At 65.2% G+C, this 19,666-nt stretch carries 18 protein-coding genes; 8 read left to right on the top strand and 10 right to left on the bottom strand.

The window, feature by feature from the left end; all coding sequences use genetic code 11:
* Nucleotides 1-28 precede the first annotated feature (28 nt).
* The 4 genes from ACYQ00_RS16620 to ACYQ00_RS16605 form a co-directional block, all read right to left on the bottom strand.
* The gene (locus tag ACYQ00_RS16620) at nucleotides 29-2,272 is read right to left on the bottom strand and encodes a methyl-accepting chemotaxis protein (RefSeq protein ID WP_460033205.1); all 2,244 of its coding nucleotides are present in this window, start codon (nucleotides 2,270-2,272) and stop codon (nucleotides 29-31) included.
* Nucleotides 2,273-2,306: 34 nt separating this feature from the next.
* On the bottom strand, nucleotides 2,307-2,645 hold the full coding sequence (locus tag ACYQ00_RS16615) for a hypothetical protein (RefSeq protein ID WP_460033204.1): 339 nt from the start codon (nucleotides 2,643-2,645) through the stop codon (nucleotides 2,307-2,309).
* Between the two features lie 169 nt (nucleotides 2,646-2,814).
* Nucleotides 2,815-3,405: a tRNA 5-(aminomethyl)-2-thiouridylate-methyltransferase MnmM gene (mnmM, locus tag ACYQ00_RS16610; protein WP_460033203.1), complete on the bottom strand. Its 591-nt coding sequence runs from the start codon at nucleotides 3,403-3,405 to the stop codon at nucleotides 2,815-2,817.
* A gap of 54 nt (nucleotides 3,406-3,459) precedes the next feature.
* Nucleotides 3,460-4,959, bottom strand: coding sequence for a hypothetical protein (locus tag ACYQ00_RS16605; protein WP_460033202.1), 1,500 nt, complete (start codon nucleotides 4,957-4,959; stop codon nucleotides 3,460-3,462).
* Nucleotides 4,960-5,440: 481 nt separating this feature from the next.
* On the opposite strand from ACYQ00_RS16605, the gene ACYQ00_RS16600 reads away from it, so the two are divergent.
* Entirely contained in the window at nucleotides 5,441-6,076 is a 636-nt protein-coding gene (locus tag ACYQ00_RS16600) for a substrate-binding periplasmic protein (protein ID WP_460033201.1), read from the top strand.
* Nucleotides 6,077-6,127: 51 nt separating this feature from the next.
* On the opposite strand, the gene ACYQ00_RS16595 is transcribed toward ACYQ00_RS16600, so the two are convergent.
* Nucleotides 6,128-7,093 (bottom strand): EamA family transporter, encoded by a 966-nt coding sequence (locus ACYQ00_RS16595; protein ID WP_460033200.1) that lies wholly within the window; start codon nucleotides 7,091-7,093, stop codon nucleotides 6,128-6,130.
* 147 nt (nucleotides 7,094-7,240) lie between these two features.
* Between ACYQ00_RS16595 and ACYQ00_RS16590 the strand changes: the two genes are divergently transcribed.
* The 3 genes from ACYQ00_RS16590 to ACYQ00_RS16580 all read left to right on the top strand — a co-directional run bounded on the left by ACYQ00_RS16590 (nucleotide 7,241) and on the right by ACYQ00_RS16580 (nucleotide 10,371).
* Nucleotides 7,241-8,761, top strand: coding sequence for an aminotransferase-like domain-containing protein (locus ACYQ00_RS16590; RefSeq protein WP_460033199.1), 1,521 nt, complete (start codon nucleotides 7,241-7,243; stop codon nucleotides 8,759-8,761).
* A gap of 103 nt (nucleotides 8,762-8,864) precedes the next feature.
* Nucleotides 8,865-9,506, top strand: a complete 642-nt coding sequence (locus ACYQ00_RS16585) for a TetR/AcrR family transcriptional regulator (RefSeq protein ID WP_460033198.1) — start codon at nucleotides 8,865-8,867, stop codon at nucleotides 9,504-9,506.
* The gene (locus tag ACYQ00_RS16580; protein WP_460033197.1) at nucleotides 9,487-10,371 is read left to right on the top strand and encodes a DUF6920 family protein; all 885 of its coding nucleotides are present in this window, start codon (nucleotides 9,487-9,489) and stop codon (nucleotides 10,369-10,371) included. Before ACYQ00_RS16585 ends, ACYQ00_RS16580 begins: the two co-directional genes overlap by 20 nt.
* 12 nt (nucleotides 10,372-10,383) lie before the next feature.
* On the opposite strand, the gene ACYQ00_RS16575 is transcribed toward ACYQ00_RS16580, so the two are convergent.
* The gene (locus ACYQ00_RS16575) at nucleotides 10,384-11,493 is read right to left on the bottom strand and encodes a glycoside hydrolase family 3 protein (protein ID WP_460033196.1); all 1,110 of its coding nucleotides are present in this window, start codon (nucleotides 11,491-11,493) and stop codon (nucleotides 10,384-10,386) included.
* Between the two features lie 106 nt (nucleotides 11,494-11,599).
* Between ACYQ00_RS16575 and ACYQ00_RS16570 the strand changes: the two genes are divergently transcribed.
* The 4 genes from ACYQ00_RS16570 to ACYQ00_RS16555 are packed head-to-tail and all read left to right on the top strand — an operon-like array spanning nucleotide 11,600 to nucleotide 15,776.
* On the top strand, nucleotides 11,600-12,433 hold the full coding sequence (locus ACYQ00_RS16570) for a ParA family protein (protein ID WP_460033195.1): 834 nt from the start codon (nucleotides 11,600-11,602) through the stop codon (nucleotides 12,431-12,433).
* 3 nt (nucleotides 12,434-12,436) lie between these two features.
* On the top strand, nucleotides 12,437-13,288 hold the full coding sequence (locus ACYQ00_RS16565; RefSeq protein WP_460033194.1) for a hypothetical protein: 852 nt from the start codon (nucleotides 12,437-12,439) through the stop codon (nucleotides 13,286-13,288).
* Nucleotides 13,285-14,574 (top strand): NupC/NupG family nucleoside CNT transporter, encoded by a 1,290-nt coding sequence (locus tag ACYQ00_RS16560; protein ID WP_460033193.1) that lies wholly within the window; start codon nucleotides 13,285-13,287, stop codon nucleotides 14,572-14,574. Before ACYQ00_RS16565 ends, ACYQ00_RS16560 begins: the two co-directional genes overlap by 4 nt.
* A gap of 35 nt (nucleotides 14,575-14,609) precedes the next feature.
* Entirely contained in the window at nucleotides 14,610-15,776 is a 1,167-nt protein-coding gene (locus ACYQ00_RS16555; RefSeq protein WP_460033192.1) for an MltA domain-containing protein, read from the top strand.
* 49 nt (nucleotides 15,777-15,825) lie between these two features.
* Here ACYQ00_RS16555 and ACYQ00_RS16550 read toward each other — a convergent pair whose 3' ends face one another.
* From ACYQ00_RS16550 to ACYQ00_RS16535, 4 genes are read right to left on the bottom strand one after another with little or no spacing between them, the layout of a single operon-like run.
* Entirely contained in the window at nucleotides 15,826-16,689 is an 864-nt protein-coding gene (locus tag ACYQ00_RS16550) for a glycerophosphodiester phosphodiesterase (protein ID WP_460033191.1), read from the bottom strand.
* Entirely contained in the window at nucleotides 16,689-17,543 is an 855-nt protein-coding gene (locus tag ACYQ00_RS16545) for an ABC transporter permease (RefSeq protein WP_460033190.1), read from the bottom strand. Before ACYQ00_RS16545 ends, ACYQ00_RS16550 begins: the two co-directional genes overlap by 1 nt.
* A complete protein-coding gene (locus ACYQ00_RS16540; RefSeq protein WP_460033189.1) occupies nucleotides 17,540-18,385 on the bottom strand; it encodes an ABC transporter permease in 846 nt (281 codons plus the stop codon). The genes ACYQ00_RS16545 and ACYQ00_RS16540 overlap by 4 nt, the downstream gene beginning before the upstream one ends.
* The gene (locus ACYQ00_RS16535) at nucleotides 18,382-19,500 is read right to left on the bottom strand and encodes an ABC transporter ATP-binding protein (protein ID WP_460033188.1); all 1,119 of its coding nucleotides are present in this window, start codon (nucleotides 19,498-19,500) and stop codon (nucleotides 18,382-18,384) included. The genes ACYQ00_RS16540 and ACYQ00_RS16535 overlap by 4 nt, the downstream gene beginning before the upstream one ends.
* Between the last annotated feature and the right edge of the window lie 166 nt (nucleotides 19,501-19,666).

Below are 19,666 nucleotides of genomic sequence, written 5' to 3'. Positions count from 1 at the left end.
GCAGCAACGTCCCTTCGGGAGCGCGGCGTTACAGGAACCGGATCACCGCCCGGCCTGTGGAGGCGTCCAGCCGCTCCATGCGAATATCCACGCGACGTTTGAAAAACTCCGCCGCCCCGCGCAGAATGCCCTCGAAATAGTCCTGGTACCCCCGGGGAGAATGGTAGGTCATCACCAGCGTGTCGCCCTTGTCTTCATAGGTGAAGCGCGGCGGCTTGATGCCGGGCATGTCCTTGGTCAGCTGGGCATGGGTATCGTTCATGGTCAGGTAAAATTCTTTCAAATCCGTGGTCTTGAAGTAGCGCTTGTAGATGCGGTGAAATTCCACGGCCGTGAATTTGCCAAACTGCAGGAAAATGTCCCGCGGTTTTTTGCCGGCCTTGCGGGCTGCCGCCTCGACCATCTGGTGCATCACCTGGTCCGGGTAGCTGGCCGTGGGCAGGAAGGTCACATTGCCGGTTTCCTCCCGCACCGCCTCCACCACCTGGGGCGGGAACTGCTTGCGCAGCCATTCCTGCATCATTTTTGGCAAGACGCCGCGCATCTCGCCCTTGGAATGCCGCAGCCGGCTCGGGTCTTCCTGTGCGCCAGAGAGGGTCTGGGAGAGCGTGAGGAGCTCCAGGGCCAGGGCAGCCAAATCCCTGGTGGCCGACGCGGTCTGGCTGGCGGCTTCCTCGGCCTCACCAGCAATATTGGAGATTTCCTCGATATTCTGATTGATCTCTTCCGCCGCGGCGCGCTGCTGCTCCGCAGCGGTGGCAATCTGCGCCACGCGGCTGGTCATGTCCTGGATACGGGCAGTGATCTCCTCCAGGGCCGAGCCGGCCCGGTTGGAAGACGCGGTGGAACTGTCCACCTGGTGCCGCGTTTCGGACATGGACTGCATGGCCTGGCGGGAATCCTCCTGCATTTTGCGGATGGAGATTTCCACTTCCTTGGTCGCCGCCATGGTTTTTTCCGCAAGCTTGCGGACTTCGTCGGCCACCACGGCAAAGCCGCGGCCGGCATCGCCAGCCCGGGCAGCCTCAATGGCCGCATTCAGGGCCAGCAGATTGGTCTGATCCGCAATTTCATTAATGACATTGATAACACGGCCGATTTCGCCGGACTGACTGTCCAGGGCCTGCAGCACCGTCTCCAGTCTGGACGCCGAATCAGCCACCACATTGATGGAGTCCACGGCTTCGCGCACCAGTCTGACCCCACGGGTGGCCGCACTGGAGGCCTCGGTGGCCACATCCGCCGTTTCTGCAGCATTTTTAGCTACTTCAAAGACTGTGGCGTTCATCTCTTCCATGGCCGTGGCCACGGCTTCCGCCTGGGTCTTTTGCGCCTGGGCGCCGGAAGCCTGTTCGTCCGCCGTGGCGGAAAGCTCCTCCGAGGCTGAAGCCACGCGCTGGGCCAGTTCGTTCACTCCTGACCCCTGGGCCAGCAGGTGCGTCAGTTTTTGCGAGACGGCCTCGGTTTCCTGGGTGAGGAGGCTGACATCGGCCCAGGCCAGCACCGCTCCGGGCTGGGCTCCCTGCACGGGTGAGGCCGCCAGCAGAAACCGTCTGCCGCCGCGTTCGCCCAGGCTGGAAGCAGCCTCGCCCCGCAGGGCCCGTTCCACCAGATCGGCCGCTCCCTGCAGGCCATCCAGCAAAGGCTCCACCGGTTTGCCCAACCGATCCATCCCCCCGGCCAGCGCATTGGAGGCCGCCAGGGTCTTGTCCTTGTGCACCTGCAGGCAGGCGAAGGGCAGCCCTTCCAGGGCGCTTTGGGCTGAAGCCCCCTTGCCCAGCCGGGCTTCCAACGCCTGCAGCGCTGCGGCCAGCCGGCCGGCGTCGCCCCCTGTGGCAGTCGCAAGTTGCATGGCCTGGCCCTTGAGCAAGGCCTCAAGCTGCGCTGCCACCCCTGAGCCTTTGTTGCCAGCGCGCAGAAACACCCCGCCGCCAATGCCAACACCCAGCCCCACCGCGAGCATGATCCACGGGAAGGCGTCCGCCTTGGCCGGATGCATCCGGCCAGACATGCCATCAGCAGCCTTCCCCGGTATGAGCAGGGCCGCATCGGCCTGCAGGGCTGCCCGGCCCTGCGGGTTGATCGGGACAAGATCCGGCCGCGCTGCACGCTCCCACTGCAATACCTGCGCTGCAGCGAGCGCCCTGGCCGTGACAGGAGAAGGCGAGGCAAGAGAATCCGTCTGCTCGGTCCGCAACGCAGCCATTCCGCACAAGGTCACCAGCGCCAGCATGGCCAGCGCCGGGACACTGATCCGGCAAAGAGAATACATGGGCTAACCCTGGGTTGGTAAAAAGGTCTGGCCGTCAGTTGCGGTACAGGGAGCACTGCCCCTGCCACACAAGCACAAACGGCCGTTCTTCTTTGAAATGTGTGGCAACATAGGCCTCTATCTGGCGCGAAAGATTTTCCGGTGCCGCAACGAGGAAGGCAGCGTTCACCTGCCGGCCCTCCTGCCCATCGGGCTGGCGCTCACCGCCGGGCGCAGTGCCCAGCTCCGTAAACCCGCCGGCCAGGGCCACAAGGTGCTCGCGCATCGCTTCCAGGGCCTTCGCGCTCTGCGTTCCCTGCGTGGGCACCACAAAAAAATGGATGTATGCGTTGTCCTGCAACGGCTCCGCCAGCGCCGACTCCCATGGAGACACGCCCGCCGCCAAGAGCAGGACACTCACAACAACACATCGCAAACACCGCAGAAACACAGTGTGGAGTACAGCGTTCATGTTGACCTCTCAGGCTTTTGGATTCCCATCGGTGTTGTTATCCAAAATTCTTCAACTAATCCAGACCATTTTCACGCTGGCTCTTCCCGCTTCAGGCCTGGCGCCCACGCCCGGCGTACTCAAGACAATACAGAACTGTGCTGTTTTTCGGCTCGTTGATAAAACCATGGCGTAACACCCTGGCCTTTTGCCAGGGCATGGCCTGGCAATACGCGGCCACAGCAGCTTCCTCCTCTTTTCCGCCGGGATGCCCTGTATAGCACATGACGGTGAGCAAACCGCCCGGAGCCATCCACTCCGCAAGGGCGCTCAGTGCGGCCACAGTGGTTTGCGGGTGTGTGATCAGGCTGGTGTTTGCGCCGGGAAGATATCCCAGGTTGAACATGGCAGCCTTGACCCGGCCGCGAGCCAGCAGCGGCAGATGTTCGCCCAGGGTTTCATGCCCCGCGAGGAACAGTTCGCACCCGCTGCCAATTCCGGCCGACTGCAGCCGTGCGCGGGTGGCGTCGAGGGCGGATTGTTGGATATCAAAGGCGAAGACGCGCCCGCCCGGCGTGACAGCCCGGGTCAGAAACAGGGTATCCTGCCCGTTGCCTGCGGTGGCGTCCACGGCCAGATCGCCCGGCCCGAGATGCCGGGCGAGGAGTTCATGGCAGAAGGTCAGATGGTATGGCAGGGGCATGGGACAGGCGGACTGCAGGGATAAAAGCGTGACGCCGTCGGCCCGTCCTGCGCGTCATTCCGCAACAGGCTGCATGATGCTGACCTGACGGAAGGTCGCTGGAGACTGGCCCACCGCCAGACGCCCGGCCAGGAGATGCTCCAGGCGGCTGCGGGCAATCCAGTAATCCAGCTGGGCGGAGATGTGCGCCCGACGTCGAAGCAGGGCATCCTGCTCGCCGCTGGTCAGGAGGGTCGCGCCATTTTTGAAATCGTCAACGCCGGCGAGGGCGAGATGGGACGTTCTGCGGGAAGGATGCAGTTCCTCAAGATGTTCCAAGGCCTTGCGAGCAGCCAACAGCTCCTCGCCAGCGCTCCTGGTGGCGCTGCGCACCACGGCAGCCATGGCCTGATACCGCCGCCAGTCCCGTTCCCTGGCCGGCTGGGTTGCGGACCGGGACACAAACGACGGGGAGAAGAACGGCGCCGGGAAGGCCCAGTTGGCCCAGGCCGAACCGCCAACGCCAGCCCCGCCGGCGGAACCGGCACTGCCGGGAGCGCCCGCCGGTGCGGTTTCCAGGCGCGATGGCCTGAGCTGTTCCTTGCCTGCCTCGCCTGCTGACATCTGCGGCCGCACAGTACGATACTCTTCCGCACGCCAGGCGATGTCATTCGCCAGGGGCTCGACGGACACATCCAGCCGCGCCAAGGCAAGATCAATACTGGCATTAACCGAACGCCACTGGGCTTCTTCCAAGGAGCGATCATCCAGGGCAAATTCCCGCAGGGGTTTGCCGGGCAACAGGGGCGGGACGTTCCAGGCCTCGTCGTTTCCCGGGATTCCCATGCTCTGCTGCATGCGACGCCGGGCCTCGCGCAGGGCCAAGTCCGTTTTGAGGGATTCGCGCTGCGCTGCTTCCAGCCGGGCGCGCGCCTCAGCACGCGGGGAACCCGCCGGGGGGACCGTGGCTCCTGGCGAAACTGGTGATACTGGCGCAGCTGAGCCAGAACTGTCTGCCATCTGCCACGCCGCTTCCGCCGCCAGCAGTTCATCCGTGGTGGCGATGTGGCTCTGCGACGCGCCCACCAGCATGTACCAGTGCTCCCGCACATCCAGAATCACATCCAGCGCCGCGGCCACTGCGGTCAGCTCCAGGCGCTTCAAACGGGCATCTTCCGCTGTGCGGATGCCGGCAGCCTGCAGCACCGTGCGGACATGCTCTTCCGCCAGGGCTCGCGGCCAGCCAGGGGCCAGTTGGGCATAGCCCAGCGGGCTTTCGAAAAATGCTTCCGCCACCTCGCCTCGGCCTTGCGACTCCGGGAGGTTGCGACCCTGTTCCGCATTCACACCCAGTTCCGCCAGACAGGCGGCCAGGGTGTTGCTGTGCAGGAGCCCCACGCGGATGGCCGCGCCCATGGTCAGGGGGCCGGTCCATTCGCCGGGTGCAGGGTGACGATCCAGCAAGAGCACGGTGGTATTGGAGGATGGCCGGTGAAACACGTCTCGAGTGGCCGGTCCCGGCATCGCCGCGCTGTCCGCAGGGGTCTCGGAAGTTCCGGATGTGGCAGCAGACATGCGTGCGGCAGCGCGATCAGGACTGTCATGGCGGGCATGCCGGGCCGCCCGTTCCGCCTTGTCCGGGCACACGCTCGCGCACGCGCCGAGCAGCAACATGCTCAGCAGACAGATTGCGCACAACACGCGGGCCCACAACACACGGCAACTCAGCATGTGGCGAAACGGCTTCGGGCCGCAAAACGAAGAACGTTGCGTCATCTCCCACCCCAGCTCGTTGCCAAAAAATAATCCAGCACCCGCATGCACCTGATTTGCCGTATCCCCAATGAATAAGCCGCCATGCATACAATGTTTCCGGCAGGTTGACTCGCTCTTTCCATCCTCGCGGTTCCGGCTTGCCACACGCATTGCGCCACAGCGTCTTGCTGATTTTTCATGTAAACTGTACTTGAACTGCATGTATTGTCAACATGCAAAAATTTGCACCACCATGTGTCGCGTTCTGTTGTGTTGTGTCTTGCTATTGCAAGCGCCTTCGGTGTGCACTGCGAAAACCCATCTTCTTGTCGCCGTGCCCTCCCTTGCGCCCTGGCAATGGATGCGCGCCGGCCAGGCCCAGGGACCGGATGCCGAATTGCTCGCCGCGCTGGCCCGCAAGCTTGATTTTCTGCCGGAGTGGATCCCCCTGGCGGCCCCTGACAACCTGGCCCCCCTGCAGGAAGGCCGGGCGGACATCATTGCCGGCGTTGCCGACAGTGTCAGGCTGGCAACGCTGCTGCAATGCTTCACAACACCGCATCGCATCCAGGGACCGCTGCATATTTATGTCCGAAAAGACGCCGCGCAACCCCTGCAATCTGAGGCGGACATCCCGCAGTTCCGCATGGGCCTTGCTGACGGCGTCCGACTGCCCGCCGCCGAATCCCCCGCGGGACGCAGCCCCATGCGCGGCTCCCTGGCCGATCTGCTGCCCGCCCTGAACTCCGGGCGGCTCGACGCCCTGGCCGCCGAAGCCGAAAGCGGGCAGCGCTTTCTGCCCATCCTTCCGGCCGGTGTCGTCAAGGCGCCGCTGGAAATCGCGCCCATGCCGCTGTTTGTCTGCCTCTCCCGGCAGGCACCGCTGGTGGTCCGTTTTGAGGAAATAGAACCAGTGTATCAGGACTTGCTGGAATAGCGACACGCCCCGTCTCGCAAGCGAGACGGGGCGTGTCCGGATCAGTAGTGCCTACGCGTCTTCCGTGGCAGAGGCCCGCATGCGTCGCCAGGACAGTGCGCCCCGCCCTCTCAGCATCCCGCCCAGCGCGCCGCCCAGCGCGCCGCCAAGGCGATCGCCAAAGATCGTCAACGCCACGCCGCCCAGCAACAGCGCCGCCGCGAGGCCGGTTTCCACCGTCAGTGGCTCCATCCCCAGCCCCACGGCGATGATCAGCGTCACCACCGGCACCAGCAGGGAGAACGGCGCCACCTGCGGTGCGGCATACTTGCGCAACAACCAGGCCCACGCGCCCCAGCCCAGAATGGTGGAGGCCCAGGCCGTGTACAGCACGGCGAACGCGCCCATCCAGGTGATGCCCGAAAGCGCCGTCCACTGCCCCTGCTCCGTCCAAAACGAAAGCAGCAGGTTGGGCAGGATGGGCACCAGGGACATCCAGATGGTCAGCCGGAAGCCATCCACCTTGATGGGGCCGCCGAGCTTCTTCATCATGATGTTGCCCAGGCCCCAGAACAGTGCGGCCAGCAACACCAGCACAAAGCCGGACAGCGGCGCCAGGGCCAGCGAATTGCCCGCGGACAGATACAGCCCTGCCCCGGCCACGGCCATGCCCAGCCACTGCCAGATTGTGGGCCGCTGCCCGAGCATCCAGACGGAAAACAGCGCCGTGAACAGCACCTGCGCCTGGGAGACCAGGGCTGACAATCCCGGCGGCATGCCAAGCTGCATCCCTACGAACAACAAGGAAAAATAGCCCACACCCACAAAGGAGCCCGTGGCCAGGATCAGCTTCCAGGGCATGTTTCCACGGCCAATAAGGAAGACCGCCGGAAAAGCCACCGCGGCAAAGCGCAAGCCCGCGAAAAAGAGGGGCGGCCACTCGCCAAGCCCCCAACGAATCACCACAAAATTAAGCCCCCAGACCACCGTGGTCAGGAGCGCCACTGCCGTATCCCGGCCGCTCATTCTCAGTTGCATGGATGCAATCCTCCTTGCGGCGGGCCATGATGCGCAAGACAACGGTGCGCCCGGCCCGACCTTCGGACTGGACATTGCGCCGAAATCTGTCATGTGTACAGACACAGAATCTGATCATTAAAGCAGTACAGATTGCGAGTTGCCACCATGCCGCCCACTCTTCCACCAGCCCGGATTCCTGCTCCCGCCCTGGATTCCTCCCTGGCCCGGTCCTTGCCCCAACCCCAGGCCGAGGCCCCGCTCTACAAACGCGTGGAGCAACGCATCCTGGGGCTGATCAACACCGGCGCGGTTCTGCCTGGCCACAAGGCGCCATCCTTGCGGGAAACGGCCCAGGCCATGGGTGTTTCCCTGGCCACGGTGGTGCAGGCCTATGCCTCGCTGGAACAGGCCGGCGTGCTGGAATCCCGACCGCGCTCCGGCTTTGTGGTCCGGCAGCCTGCGGCTGCCCTGCCCCCCACGCACACCCCCCAGGCTGAGCCACCGGCGGCCCGGCCCGTGCGTCGCGGCGAGATCGTCCGCCGGGTGCTGGAAACCATGGGCCGCAGCGACATCCTGCCCCTGAGCGTGGCCCAGGTGGACCCGGCCCTGCTCCCCTCCCGGACCCTGGCCCGCCTGATGACCGACATCTGCCGCCGCCAGCCGGACAAAGCCACGGACTACGCGCCCGTGGTGGGCACCCTGGAGCTCAGGCGGCAGGTGGCCCGGCGGCTGGCCCTGGCTGGAGTGCTGGCTGCCCCCGAGGAGCTGCTGACCACCTGCGGCGCCACGGAGGGCATGTCCATTGCCCTCAGAACCCTGACCCACCCCGGCGACGCCGTGCTCATCGCCACGCCGACCTACCATCTTTTCCTGCAGATGATTGAACTGATGGGCCTGCGGGCCGTGGAAATCCCCTCACATCCTGAAACGGGCATCCACCCCGCCGACGTGGCCGAGGCCCTGGACCGCTTCGACATTGCCGCCTGCGTGCTCACGGCCACCTGGAACAATCCCGATGGCAGCTGCATGCCACCGGAAGCCAAGGCCGAGCTGGTTCGCCTCCTGGCCAGCCGCAATGTCCCCCTCGTGGAAGACGACGTCTACGGCGACCTGGTCTATCCCTCCTTCAGGCCTGGCGGAACACCGCGTCCCCCGGCCTGCAAGGCCTTTGACGAGCACGGCATCGTCACGCTGGTCTCGTCCTTTTCCAAGACCCTGGCCCCGGGGTACCGGGTGGGGTATTTGCTTCCCGGAAAGGCCGTGGCGGACAATGCACTGGAATTCAAGGGCATGTCCACCCTTTCCTGTGCCGCGCCCACGGAGCTGGCCGTGGCCGAATACCTGGAGCGCGGGTTGTACGACCGGCACCTGAGCCGCATCACCGGGGCGCTGGAATCGCAAACCGAAGCCATGCGCCGGGCGGTGTCCCGACATTTCCCCGAGGGCACCCGGGCCACCACGCCCAGAGGCGGCTGCATCCTCTGGGTGGAGCTGCCACCCGGAGGCCCCTCCGGGGTGGAGGTGTTCCTGCGGGCCGCGGCCGAGGGCATCGGCATCTCGCCGGGCCTGCTCTTTTCCAACGGCGGCGGCTTTGAGCGGTTTCTACGACTCTCCACCGGCCTGCAGCTCACCCCGCAAGTGGAGCAAGCCGTGGCCCGGCTAGGAGCCATCGCCCGGGGGCAATAAGCAGGCGCGGGCTCGCCCTGTCGGGCCAGGGAAGGTGGAAGGAGGATTGACAGGATAAATTAACGTGATTAAATTAATGCTATTCATTTTTTGGAGGTGGCACATGGCACGCCCTCAGAAGGAGCAGGCGATTGACATCCCCCAACGGGCAGTGGAGGCGGCCATCGCCTTGATCAGCGCCGGGAATTCCCTGCATTTCACGCTGGCCCAGCTCTCCAGGGCAATCGGCTGCAGCCCGCCGGCATTATACAACCATTTTGCCGACAAAGAAGCACTCCTGGACGCCGTGCGAAGGGAAGCGACCAGGCGACACCTCGTCCAGAAGCGAACCCTGTATTCCCAGCAACAGGTCGACCCCGTCGCAGTGTTGCGGGAAGGCGGCCGCCGCTACCTTGAGCAGGCCCGGGGAAATCCTGCCCTGTACCGCCTCATGTATGGCTTGGCCGATCCGCCCCGGCCTGCGGACGAGAGTGTCTTGCCGGACGAGGCGGTAGAGGCGCTTGCCGAAGGGGTGCGCGCCTGCCAGGCCCTTGGCCTTGCACGGCATATCGATGCCAACGCATTGGCAAAAACGTTCTGGTGCGCCGTGCATGGAGCAGCACTTGCGGCCATGGCCGCCCCTCCAGGCGCCGGGGAGACCGCCGCGTGGCAGGAGGCGTCCGCTGTCGTCGATACTCTCCTGGAATTGCTGCAACCGCCTGCGCCATCCCTCAAGGAGGTGCCACATGTCCCGCAGCATGCGTAGCCTTGTTGCCGTGTTGGGAGTACTGGCCGTGGCAGCAGGGGCCATCGCCTTCTTCGACTGGAACACCCGGCTGGAAATCGCCCGGCTGGAGGAGGCTGTCATCCTGGCAGCCTCGCCACAGTCTCGTTCCGCCATGCCGCAGGAGAGCCTGTCGGAAGACATACCGGCTCCCGTCCAGCGCTACCTTGCCTTCAGTTTTCCCGGCGGGGTCGCGGCCATCTCCGGCCAGCGCGTTCTCTTCGTGGAAATGGAAATGGAAGGGCAGTTCCGCCGCCCCCACACGTCACACTTTGCCCCCACCACGGCCCGGCAGGTGCTGGCCGCGAACAGTCCGGACATGGTCTTTTCCGCCAGAACTCCGCTGCTCGGCCCGCTCTGGGCCATCGCCTTTGACGCCTATTTGCAGGGCGCCATGCGCATGCAGGCCCGGCTGCTCTCCACCTTCACCGTCATGGACCAGCCCGCCACGCCGGCACTCAACCGCATCTCCCTGCGCCGGTGGTTGCTGGAGAGCCCGTTGTGCCCGCCGGCATTGCTGCCGGGTGGCATTGTGCGCTGGGAGGCCATAGACGACAGCCATGCCAGGGCCATTGCGAAAGCGCACGGGGAGCAGGCGTCGCTGGTGGCCACCTTTGGCGAGGACGGCCAGCTCGAATCCTTTGATGCCGAAGAAGACGGCGATCTTTCGACACCCTACCACGGTTCGGGCGAAAGGGTCCGCCGCAGCGGGCATGCACTGGTTGATGGCATACGTATTCCCCTGCAGTTCGAAGTGTCCCGCGTTGCCAAGGGCGTGGCGTATCCCTTCTGGCGTGGCCGCATCACTTCCATCACCTTCACACAACAGGGCCGAGCAAGCCCCTGAGACGGCCGGAGCTCATCGTTTGAGCAGCATGATCCGCTGATATGATTCGTGAATCCGTTCCCTGGGGATGGCTCCGGAGGTGACCAGCTCCAGGAGCAGGGCGTGGACGCGTTGTGCCAGGGCCGCATCATACTGCAGGTTGTTGCCAAAGAGCAGGATGTCCACCCCGGCCAGCACGGCCAGGCGAATGGTCTCGCGCAGGCCATATTGCCTGGCGATGGCCGCCATCTGCAGGTCGTCGGACACGATGACGCCCTTGAAGCCCAGATCCTTGCGCAGCATGCCCTGCAGCACCTTCGGCGAGAGGGTGGCCGGCAGGACCGGATCCCAGCGGCTGTTGAACAGATGCCCGGTCATCACCATGGGGCAGCCGGCCTCGATGGCCATGCGGAACGGCAACAGTTCCCGGGAGCTCCAGGTGGAGGAGACATCCGGCAGGCCCAGGTGCGAATCCTCCCGGCTGGAGCCATGGCCGGGGAAATGCTTGATGCAGGGCAGCACACCGGCCTGGATCAGCCCCTGCATGAAGGCCATGCCTGCCGAGCCGACCCCACCAGGGCTCTCCGAAAAGCTGCGCTCCAGCTTGCCGATGACCGGATTTTCCGGATTGACATTCACGTCCAGCACCGGCGCGAAATTCAGGTTCAGGCCGTGCTGGCGCAGCAGCTCGCCCATGCGTTGCCCCCAGCTTCGGAGCTGCGCGGGGCTGCTTCTGGCGCCCATTTGCGCGGCCGAGGGCCATTCCGGAAAACCATACCGGGGCTTGAGCCGCATCACCCGGCCGCCCTCCTGATCCACGGCAATGAACGGCCGGACCGGCGCAGCCTGTTTGATGTCGCGGGTCAGGGCGTCCAGCTGCTCAGGGCTGGCAATGTTGCGGCCAGTGGTTTTGGTGACAACATCATAATCAAAGAGCACCACGCCGCCCAACTTCCCCGCAGCCAGGGCCTGAGCCGTTTCCGGGGCTTCGGCCAGGGTCAGGCCGCGAAAGCCGGTCATGAGCATCTGCCCGCACATCTCTGCCAGCGTCGGCTCCGCAGCTCGGGCGGTGGACATCCACAGCGAGGTCACGAGCAGCGACAGCATGAGCGGCAGGGGCAGCGCCAAATTCCGCAATGGCATGGTTCCTCCAGAAATGTTGCAGGCATGCGCCTTGCCTGTTTTGTCCATTCACGGCACAATGGCGGCGCGTTGCGTCCACGTTTACCAGCTTTGCGCAAGGTCCACCATGCATTCCACCACCGTGCGTGTCATTGCCGTCATGAACCAGAAAGGCGGCGTGGGCAAGACCACCACCGTGGCCAACCTTGGCACGGCCCTGGCCCGCCTGGGCCGGCGGGTATTGCTGCTGGACCTGGATCCCCAGGCGCATCTGACGGCCTCCCTGGGATTGCGAGAACTGCCTCTGCACCCGGAATCCCCTGGCATCTTTCAGGTTCTGGACGCCGGTGCGCCGCTGCAGCAGGCGGCTCTGCCCCTGCCTTGCGAGCCTGTGAACGGCGCCGACAGCCCCGGTTCCGCAAAACATCCTGGTTCCCTGGCCATTGTCCCCGGTTCGCTGGCCCTGGCCGGGGCGGATGTGGCCTTTGCCTCGCGCATCGGACGCGAACTGTTGCTGCGCCGGGCCCTGGCCGGGCTGGACCCGACCACAGCGGACATCCTCCTCATGGACTGCCCGCCCAATCTCGGTGTGCTGACCCTGAACGCCCTGTGTGCCGCCGGCGAGGTGCTGGTGCCGGTGCAGGCCGAGTATCTGGCCCTGCAAAGCCTGGCCGAACTGCTGCGGACCATGGACGCCGTGCGCGAGCAGCTGAACCCCGGCCTGACCTTGGGCGGCGTGGTGCTGACGCGTTTTTCCCGCAGCAAGACCCTGAACCGGGAAGTGGCCGCCACCCTGCGCGAGCACTTCCCCGACCAGCTTTACGAGACGCGGATTCGGGAGAACGTGGCCCTGGCCGAGGCTCCCGGCTTCGGGCAGGACATCTTCCGCTACCGCCCTGGATCCGCCGGCGCACTGGACTATCTGCTGCTGGCCAAGGAACTGCTTTCCAAGGAGAAATAATCCATGGCCGTCCGAAAAAAACTTGGAGACGATCCCCTGGCCCGGCGCGCTGGCGCTGCCGAGGCCGGTACTGCGTCCGGTGCATCCCCGCTGGATGTGGTCGCGCCCCCAACGGCTCCGCGCCTCCCCGACACGTCCCCTGCTCCCGACATGAAGCCGTCGCAGGACGAGCGGGGCGGGCTGGCCGCGGATCTGGCCATCCTGTTCCCCCTGCCCCACTTCGGCCGGCCGGAGGCCCCGGACAAAGGCAAGGACAAAACCGGCAGGGCAGAACGTGCAGGCAAATCAGAGCACGATGAGCGCTGGCGGGGCGTGCTGGATGAGCAGTTCCGCCGGGCGGTGCTCTCCCTGCCGACTATTTTCGGCCGGCCGGAGTTTTCTGCCCCGCAGTTTGCCGACGCCTGCGCCCTGCTGCTCCGCGAACTCCTCGCCTCCGCCGGCCTGGCGAGGGATGGATTGACGTTCGACATGGACTCCATGCTGCAGCCTGCCGGCCTTGCTCCCGTCCTGCCCCGCGCCGTGGCCCTGGTGCTGCTCCATGGCGCGTTTTGCGCCTTGCACATCCTGTGCGCCGAGGGCAAGCTTCCCCGTCGCGCCACCCTCACCCTGCACCTGGAAGCCATTCCTCAAACAGGAGAATGCATGCTTCGCCTTGTGGACACCGCCGCCCATGCCAAGAACGGCGACACACATCATGCCCTGCGAATCCTGGACCGCGACCGCCTCTGGCCCTTCTTCAAGGTTCTCGGTCTGTCCCTGGCCCGCCGGGGCTGCCGGCTGTTCCTGTTCACCGCCACCACCGCGGAGCTGCGTCTCATCGCCCCGGTCCAGCACGCCGGGCGACTCGCCGCATGAACATGTCCATCCTGCACCATTTCTCGGAATTGCAAAGCGCCCTGGGGCTGCCGCTATTCATCCTGCTGGCCTGGCTGGCCAGTGAAAACAGGCGCCGGGTGCCGTGGCGGATCATCGCCGCCGGCCTGGCCCTGCAGCTGGCGCTGGCAGGGTTGTTTCTCACCGTGCCTTCGGCCAGGAACGTCTTCCTGATGCTGAACAGGCTGGTGGAGGTGCTGGAGAGTTCCACCAGGGCGGGCACGACGTTTGTATTCGGCTACCTGGGCGGGGGGGACCTGCCCTTTGGGGAGCCGTTTCCCGGTGCGGCGTATATCTTCGCCTTCCGCGGGCTGCCCATCATCCTGACCATGAGCGCCATCAGCGCGGCCCTGTTTCATCTGGGCGTGCTGCAGCGCGTGGTACAGTTCTTTTCCTTCATGCTGCGCAAGACGCTGGGTATTGGCGGCGCGCTGGGCCTGAGCACGGCGGCGAACATCTTCATGGGCATGATCGAGGCGCCGCTTTTCGTCCGGCCCTATCTGGCCGGCATGACCCGCAGTGAGCTTTTTGCCCTGATGACCGCCGGCATGGCCACCATAGCCGGGACCATGCTGGTGATCTACGCCGGTATCCTCACGCCCATCCTGCCAGACGCCCTGGGGCACATCCTCGTGGCCTCCATCCTCAGCGCGCCGGCGGCCATCCTCATCGCCGCGGTCATGGTGCCGGGAAACCCGGGCGACCTGGCTGCCAGCGGCAGCGCCGAGACCACACTCCAGCTGCCGGAGCCGGCCCAGGGGCTCATGGACGCCATCTGCCGCGGCACGGCCGAGGGGCTTTCCCTCTTTCTGCACGTGGCGGCCAGTCTGGTGGTGCTGGTGGCCCTGGTGGCCCTGGTGAACCACCTGCTGGCCGTGCTGCCGGACATGGCCGGCCAGCCCGTGACCCTGCAGCGGGTTTTCGGCCTGCTCCTCGCCCCTGTGGCCTGGTGCATGGGCGTGCCCTGGGCCGAGTGCCACACCGCCGGCGAACTGCTGGGCACCAAGGTGGCGCTCAATGAGTTCATCGCCTACCTGAACATGGCCAAGCTGCCGCCCGAAGCCCTCAGTCCCAAAAGCCGGGTGGTGCTGACCTACGCCATGTGCGGCTTTGCCAACTTCGGCAGCCTGGGCATCATGGTTGGCGGGCTGGGGAGCATCGTGCCCGCGCGGCGTGCGGAAATCGCGACCCTGGGCCTGCGCTCCATCCTGGCCGGCATGCTGGCCACCTGCATGACCGGCAGTATCGCCGGCGTGTTCCTGCCCTGAGAACGCCATACTTTTGTGAAGGAATATTGAGACAGATGCGCACCAATCCCTCCGCCCTCCGCAGCCTGCCCCGGCCTGTCCTGCGTCTCCTGCTTTTCCTGCCGCTCGCCCTGCTCGCCGCCTGCGTCGGCACGTCCACCCCGCGGCAACCGGCCCAGCCGGGGTTTGGCGGTCAACAAGCGTCCCTTCCGGCCTACATCCGCAAGACCTCGGCCCAGCTGGCCGCAACGCTGGACCCGCGCACCCAGCGTCAGCCGTCCTTTGCCGCCATGGCCCCGGCCATTCAGGAATCCCTCAACTATCTGGCTTCCAAGCCTGCCGCCGGCGTGGCGGCCATGGCCGGCACTCAACCGGTCACCTGGGGGCAACTGGTGCGGACCAACCAGGAACTCCTGGCCCTGCTGCCCTCCCTGGATCGTGACAAGACCCTGCTCCTGCAGCGGTTCCAATGGCTGGAGCTGGCCCCCGGCACCCTCATAACCGGCTATTACGAACCGTTGGTGGACGTCTCCCCAGCCCCGCGGCCGGACTACCCCTGGCCCATCTACAAAGCCCCGCCAAACCTCAAGTCCAGCGTCTGGCCCCCGCGCGACGCCATTGACTTTCAGGGCGCGCTCAAGGGCCGCCGCCTGGAACTGGCCTGGGCCAAGGATTTGACCGACGTTTTCTTCCTGCACATCCAGGGCTCCGGCCGGCTGCGTTACCCCGACGGCACCCTGCGCAATGCCCTCTACGACGGCACCAACGGCCACCCCTACTTCCCCGTGGGCCGGGCGCTCATCGACCAGGGCTATGCCACCAAGGAAGAAATGAGCATGCAGACCATCCGCCGCCTCTTCCGCGAGCATCCGCACAAGGTGAAGGAGTGGATGAGCCTGAATGCCAAGTACATTTTCTTTCGCCTGGGCGAGGAGCCGGCAGGCGATCCCGTGGGGGCCATGGGTCGGCCGCTTACCCCGCGCGTGAGCGTGGCCGTGGACAAATCCACCGTGCCCCTGGGATCCGTGCTGGCCATGGACGCCCAGCTTCCCGGCTACCAGACCCCGCAGCCCGAGCCCTTCAGCGGCCTTGTCCTGGCCCAGGACACCGGGACCATGAAGGCCAATCACTTCGACCTGTTCATGGGCTTCGGCGATCAGGCTGCCGATCAGGCCGGCCGCATGAAACAGGAGGCCACGGCCTTCATTCTGCTGGCAAAATAACGGGCGCGTCTCGAACCCGGAGCGTTCCCTGAGGAATGCGCCTCCACGCCTACGCGCCTGTTTCCGCCAGCGCCTTCATGCGTTGCGGCCAGTCGGTGATCAGGGCGTCCGCGCCGGCGGCCAGCAGTTCGCGGGCGCGTTCCGGATCGTTGACGGTCCAGATATGCACGCGCAGGCCGGCCTCGTGCAGGGCGCGGATCAAGGGCGCATCGGTCAGTTCATCGTCGGGATGGTAGGCGGCCACGCCAAGGCGCAGCAGGTAGGGGATGAGATCATCGGGATGCCTGTCCTCCACCAGGGCTGCCAAAGGCAGGGCCGGGACCAACGCCGGACAGAGGGCGCGGGCCTGGATCAGGTACTCGTGGCGGAAGGAAGACAGCAGGGTCAGCTCCTGGCAGCCGGCCGTAGCGATGGCTTCCAGAACCTCGGCGGTGACCGTGTCGTCGCCGGGCTGGCCGGCGTGGTCCTTGATTTCCACATTCACCGGAAATCCCTGCGCCTTGGTCCAGGTCAGCGCCTCCTTCAGGGTGGGGATGCGGGCTGCGGCGATGGCCGGATAGTCTGCCTCCGGCACTGCCCCCGCGGCGATGCCGCCCTTGGGATCGGCCTGCAGGAACCAGCCGCCGGCGTCCAGGGACTGCAGCTCGGCCAGGGTGAAGTGATGCACCGGCCAGGGCGCTCGGCTGGCAAACTCGGGCCGGGCGGCTACGTCCGTGGTCCGGCCCAGGGTATCATCATGAAAGACGACCAGTTGGCCGTCCGCCGTGCGCTGGACATCCAGTTCCCAGCTGTCCGCTCCCAGGGCCAGGCCTTTGGCCGCGGCGCACAGCGTGTTCTCCGGAGCCACGGCGCTGCCGCCGCGGTGGGCACAGACCGGGCCAAAGCGGAAGGGAAGAGGTGGCAACTGCGCCATCAGGCGTCCTTTTTGCGGCTGGCCAGGCTGCCCAGCACCAGCACGGCCGTGCCAAGGATCATCAACAGGGAGATGGCATTGATGACCGGGGTGCTGCCGTCGCGAACCTGGAGGTAGAGATTGATGGGCAAGGTGGGCTGGGAGCCGACGAGGAAGAGCGTGGTGTTGAAGTTCTCGAAGCTCATCAGAAAGGCCACAGCCGCGGAGTTGATGATGGCCGGCCGCAGATAGCGCAGGGTGATGTGCCAGATGACGCCCAGGCGCGTGGCCCCGAGGTTCAGGGCCGCCTCCTCCAGGGAGCGGTCGAACTTGCGCAGCCGGGCCGAGACCACCAGCGTCACAAAGGTGGTGATGAAGGCGAACTGCCCCAGCACCACCAGCCAGAAACTCGGCCGCAGGATGGCGACATCAATGCCAAACGTGTCTTCCAAAAACATGCCCACGGTGTTGGCCGCCACCAGAATGGAGATGCCCAGGATGACGCCGGGGATAACCAGCGGCGCAAGCATCAGAAAATACAGAAATTGCCTGCCGGGGAATCGTTCCTGCTCAAAGAGAAAGGCCGCGCAGGTGCCCACAGCCGTGCAGGCCAGGGAAACCCAGAAGGCCGTGTGGAAGCTGGTCCACAGGGCGCGCAGGTTCTGGGAATCATGAAAAATCCCCACCCTGCCCGGGCCATTGGCAACAAACCAGTCCCAGGAAAAGCCGCCCCAGGGCAGGGAGGGGAAATCCGAATTGTTGAACGCCAGCACGCAGGTGACGCACAGTGGCGCGAACAAAAAGAAAAAGTACAGGCCGATAAACGTCGAGTACCCCCAGCGGTAGCCGCGGGAGGATGGCAGGGTGCGGATCATGACGCCACCTCGCCCAGGGTCTGCCGGGTCACCTTCAGGCCCACCCAGATGATGAGCGAACTGAGCAGCAGCAGCAGAAAGCCAAAGGCTGCGCCCTGGTTCCAGTTGAAGCTGGCGATGAACTGGTTGTAAATCTGCTCCGTGAACCACAAGGAATTCTTGCCGCCCATGAGGTTGGGCGTAAGGTAATTGCCCAGGGTGAGCATGAAGACCACGATGCAGCCCGAGGTGATGCCCGGCTTGCAGTGCGGGATGATGATCTTCAGCCAGATGTCCCGTTTGCTGCCGCCAAGGTCATAGGCAGCTTCCACCAGACTGTTGTCCAGACTCTCCATCACAGAGACCAGTGGCACCACCATAAAGAGCATGGCGCTGTACACCAGTCCCATGATCATGGTGGCGTCGTTGTACAACATCTCCACCGGCGTATGCAGCAGTCCCAGCTTGCGCAGAAAGAAGTTCAGCACCCCGGATTCGCGCAGCAGGATCATCCAGCCGTAGACGCGCACCAGTTCGCTGACCCAGAACGGCAGCATCAGCAGCACCAGCAGCGCCCCCTGCACCCGCGGCCGGGCTACCTTGGCAATGAAGAACGCCACGGGCAGGCCCAGCACCAGGGTGATCAGCATGGTGATGACCGAATAAATGGCCGTGCGGACAAAGGTGTTCCAGTAGATGGGCTCCACGAAGAAATTGCGGTAGTTCTCCAGGGTCCAGGATGCGCCGGAACGGCTTTTGAGGCTCATGAGAAACAGATCCACATGCGGCAGGACGATAAGCAGTCCCAGCCAGACGAGCACCGGAGCCAAAAACAGCCACAAGGCCAGGCGGGAGGATTTCATGCCGCGCTCCCTTCCGCCGCAAAACACAGCCCCACGTCCGGCCGCCAGCCCACGGTGACGGTCTGGCCAGGGCGGATATGGTCGAAGCGGCGGTTCTGCGGCAGGGCCACCATCAGCTCGCGGTCACGGGGCGTGGCCGTGAGCAGGCGGCTGTTGGCGCCGTCGAAAAGGATGGATTTGACGGTGACGGCAAAGGTGTTGAACCGGTCGTGCCCTTCCCAATCCTCGCCCTCGGCGGGCTGGGGGTCGATGCGCATGGCTTCGGGCCGCAGGAACAGGCTGGCCCGTTGCCCGGCAGCCAGCGAGGTATCCCCGGTGCGGGCGGCAAAAGTGAAGCCGTCGTCGGTGCGGAAGGTGACGGCCTCGCCCTCGCGGGACGCGACCTCGCCGGCCCATTCGTTGGCCTCGCCCACAAAACGGGCCACAAAGGGCGTGCGCGGGGAGTGATAGAGTTCCTGCGGGGTGCCCAGCTGTTCAAAGCGGCCGCGGTGCATCACGGCCACGGCGTCGGACATCACCAGGGCCTCGCTCTGGTCGTGGGTGATATAGATGAAGGTGGTGCCGACCTTGGCCTGCAGGGTCTTGAGCTCAACCTTCATCTGCTCGCGCAGCTTGAGATCCAGCGCGCCCAGGGGCTCGTCCAGCAGAAGCACCGAGGGCTCCAGCACCAGGCAGCGGGCAATGGCCACGCGCTGGCGCTGGCCGCCGGAAAGCTGCTGCACGCGCTTTTGTCCGAAGCCGGGCAGGCCCACGCGTTCCAGCACCTCGTCCGTGCGGCGGCGGATTTCCTGGCCCGGCGTCTTGCGCTGCCTGAGGCCAAAGGCGATGTTCTCGGCCACGTTCATCATCGGGAACAGGGCCAGATGCTGGAAGACGAGATTCACCGGACGGCGGTTCGGGGGCACGCCGGCCATGTCCTTGCCACGGATGGCAATGCGGCCGGAGGTGGGGGTCTCAAACCCGGCCACCATGCGCAGGAGGGTGGTCTTGCCACAGCCCGAAGGGCCGAGGATGGAAAAAAAGGAGCCGGACGGGACCTCGAAATTCAGGTTGTCCACAGCGGTAAAGGTGGTGAATTCCTTGACAAGCCCCTGGACGGAAAGATCGATGTTCATGGCGGGTGGCGCGGTCTCCTGCGCAGGGGGTTGGCATGGCCGGGCAGCGGGGCTATCGGGCCACTTGGTTCGCAAGGCACATGATTCTACCGCAACTGCGTGCACACCAGGACAGAAGCGGGGTTGAGGAGAAAGCCGGCAGCTGCCGGCTCTCTCCTCAACGCAC

The sequence above is a fragment of the Megalodesulfovibrio paquesii genome (genome assembly GCF_054653055.1).
This window is presented reverse-complemented; position numbering and strand designations above follow the sequence as displayed.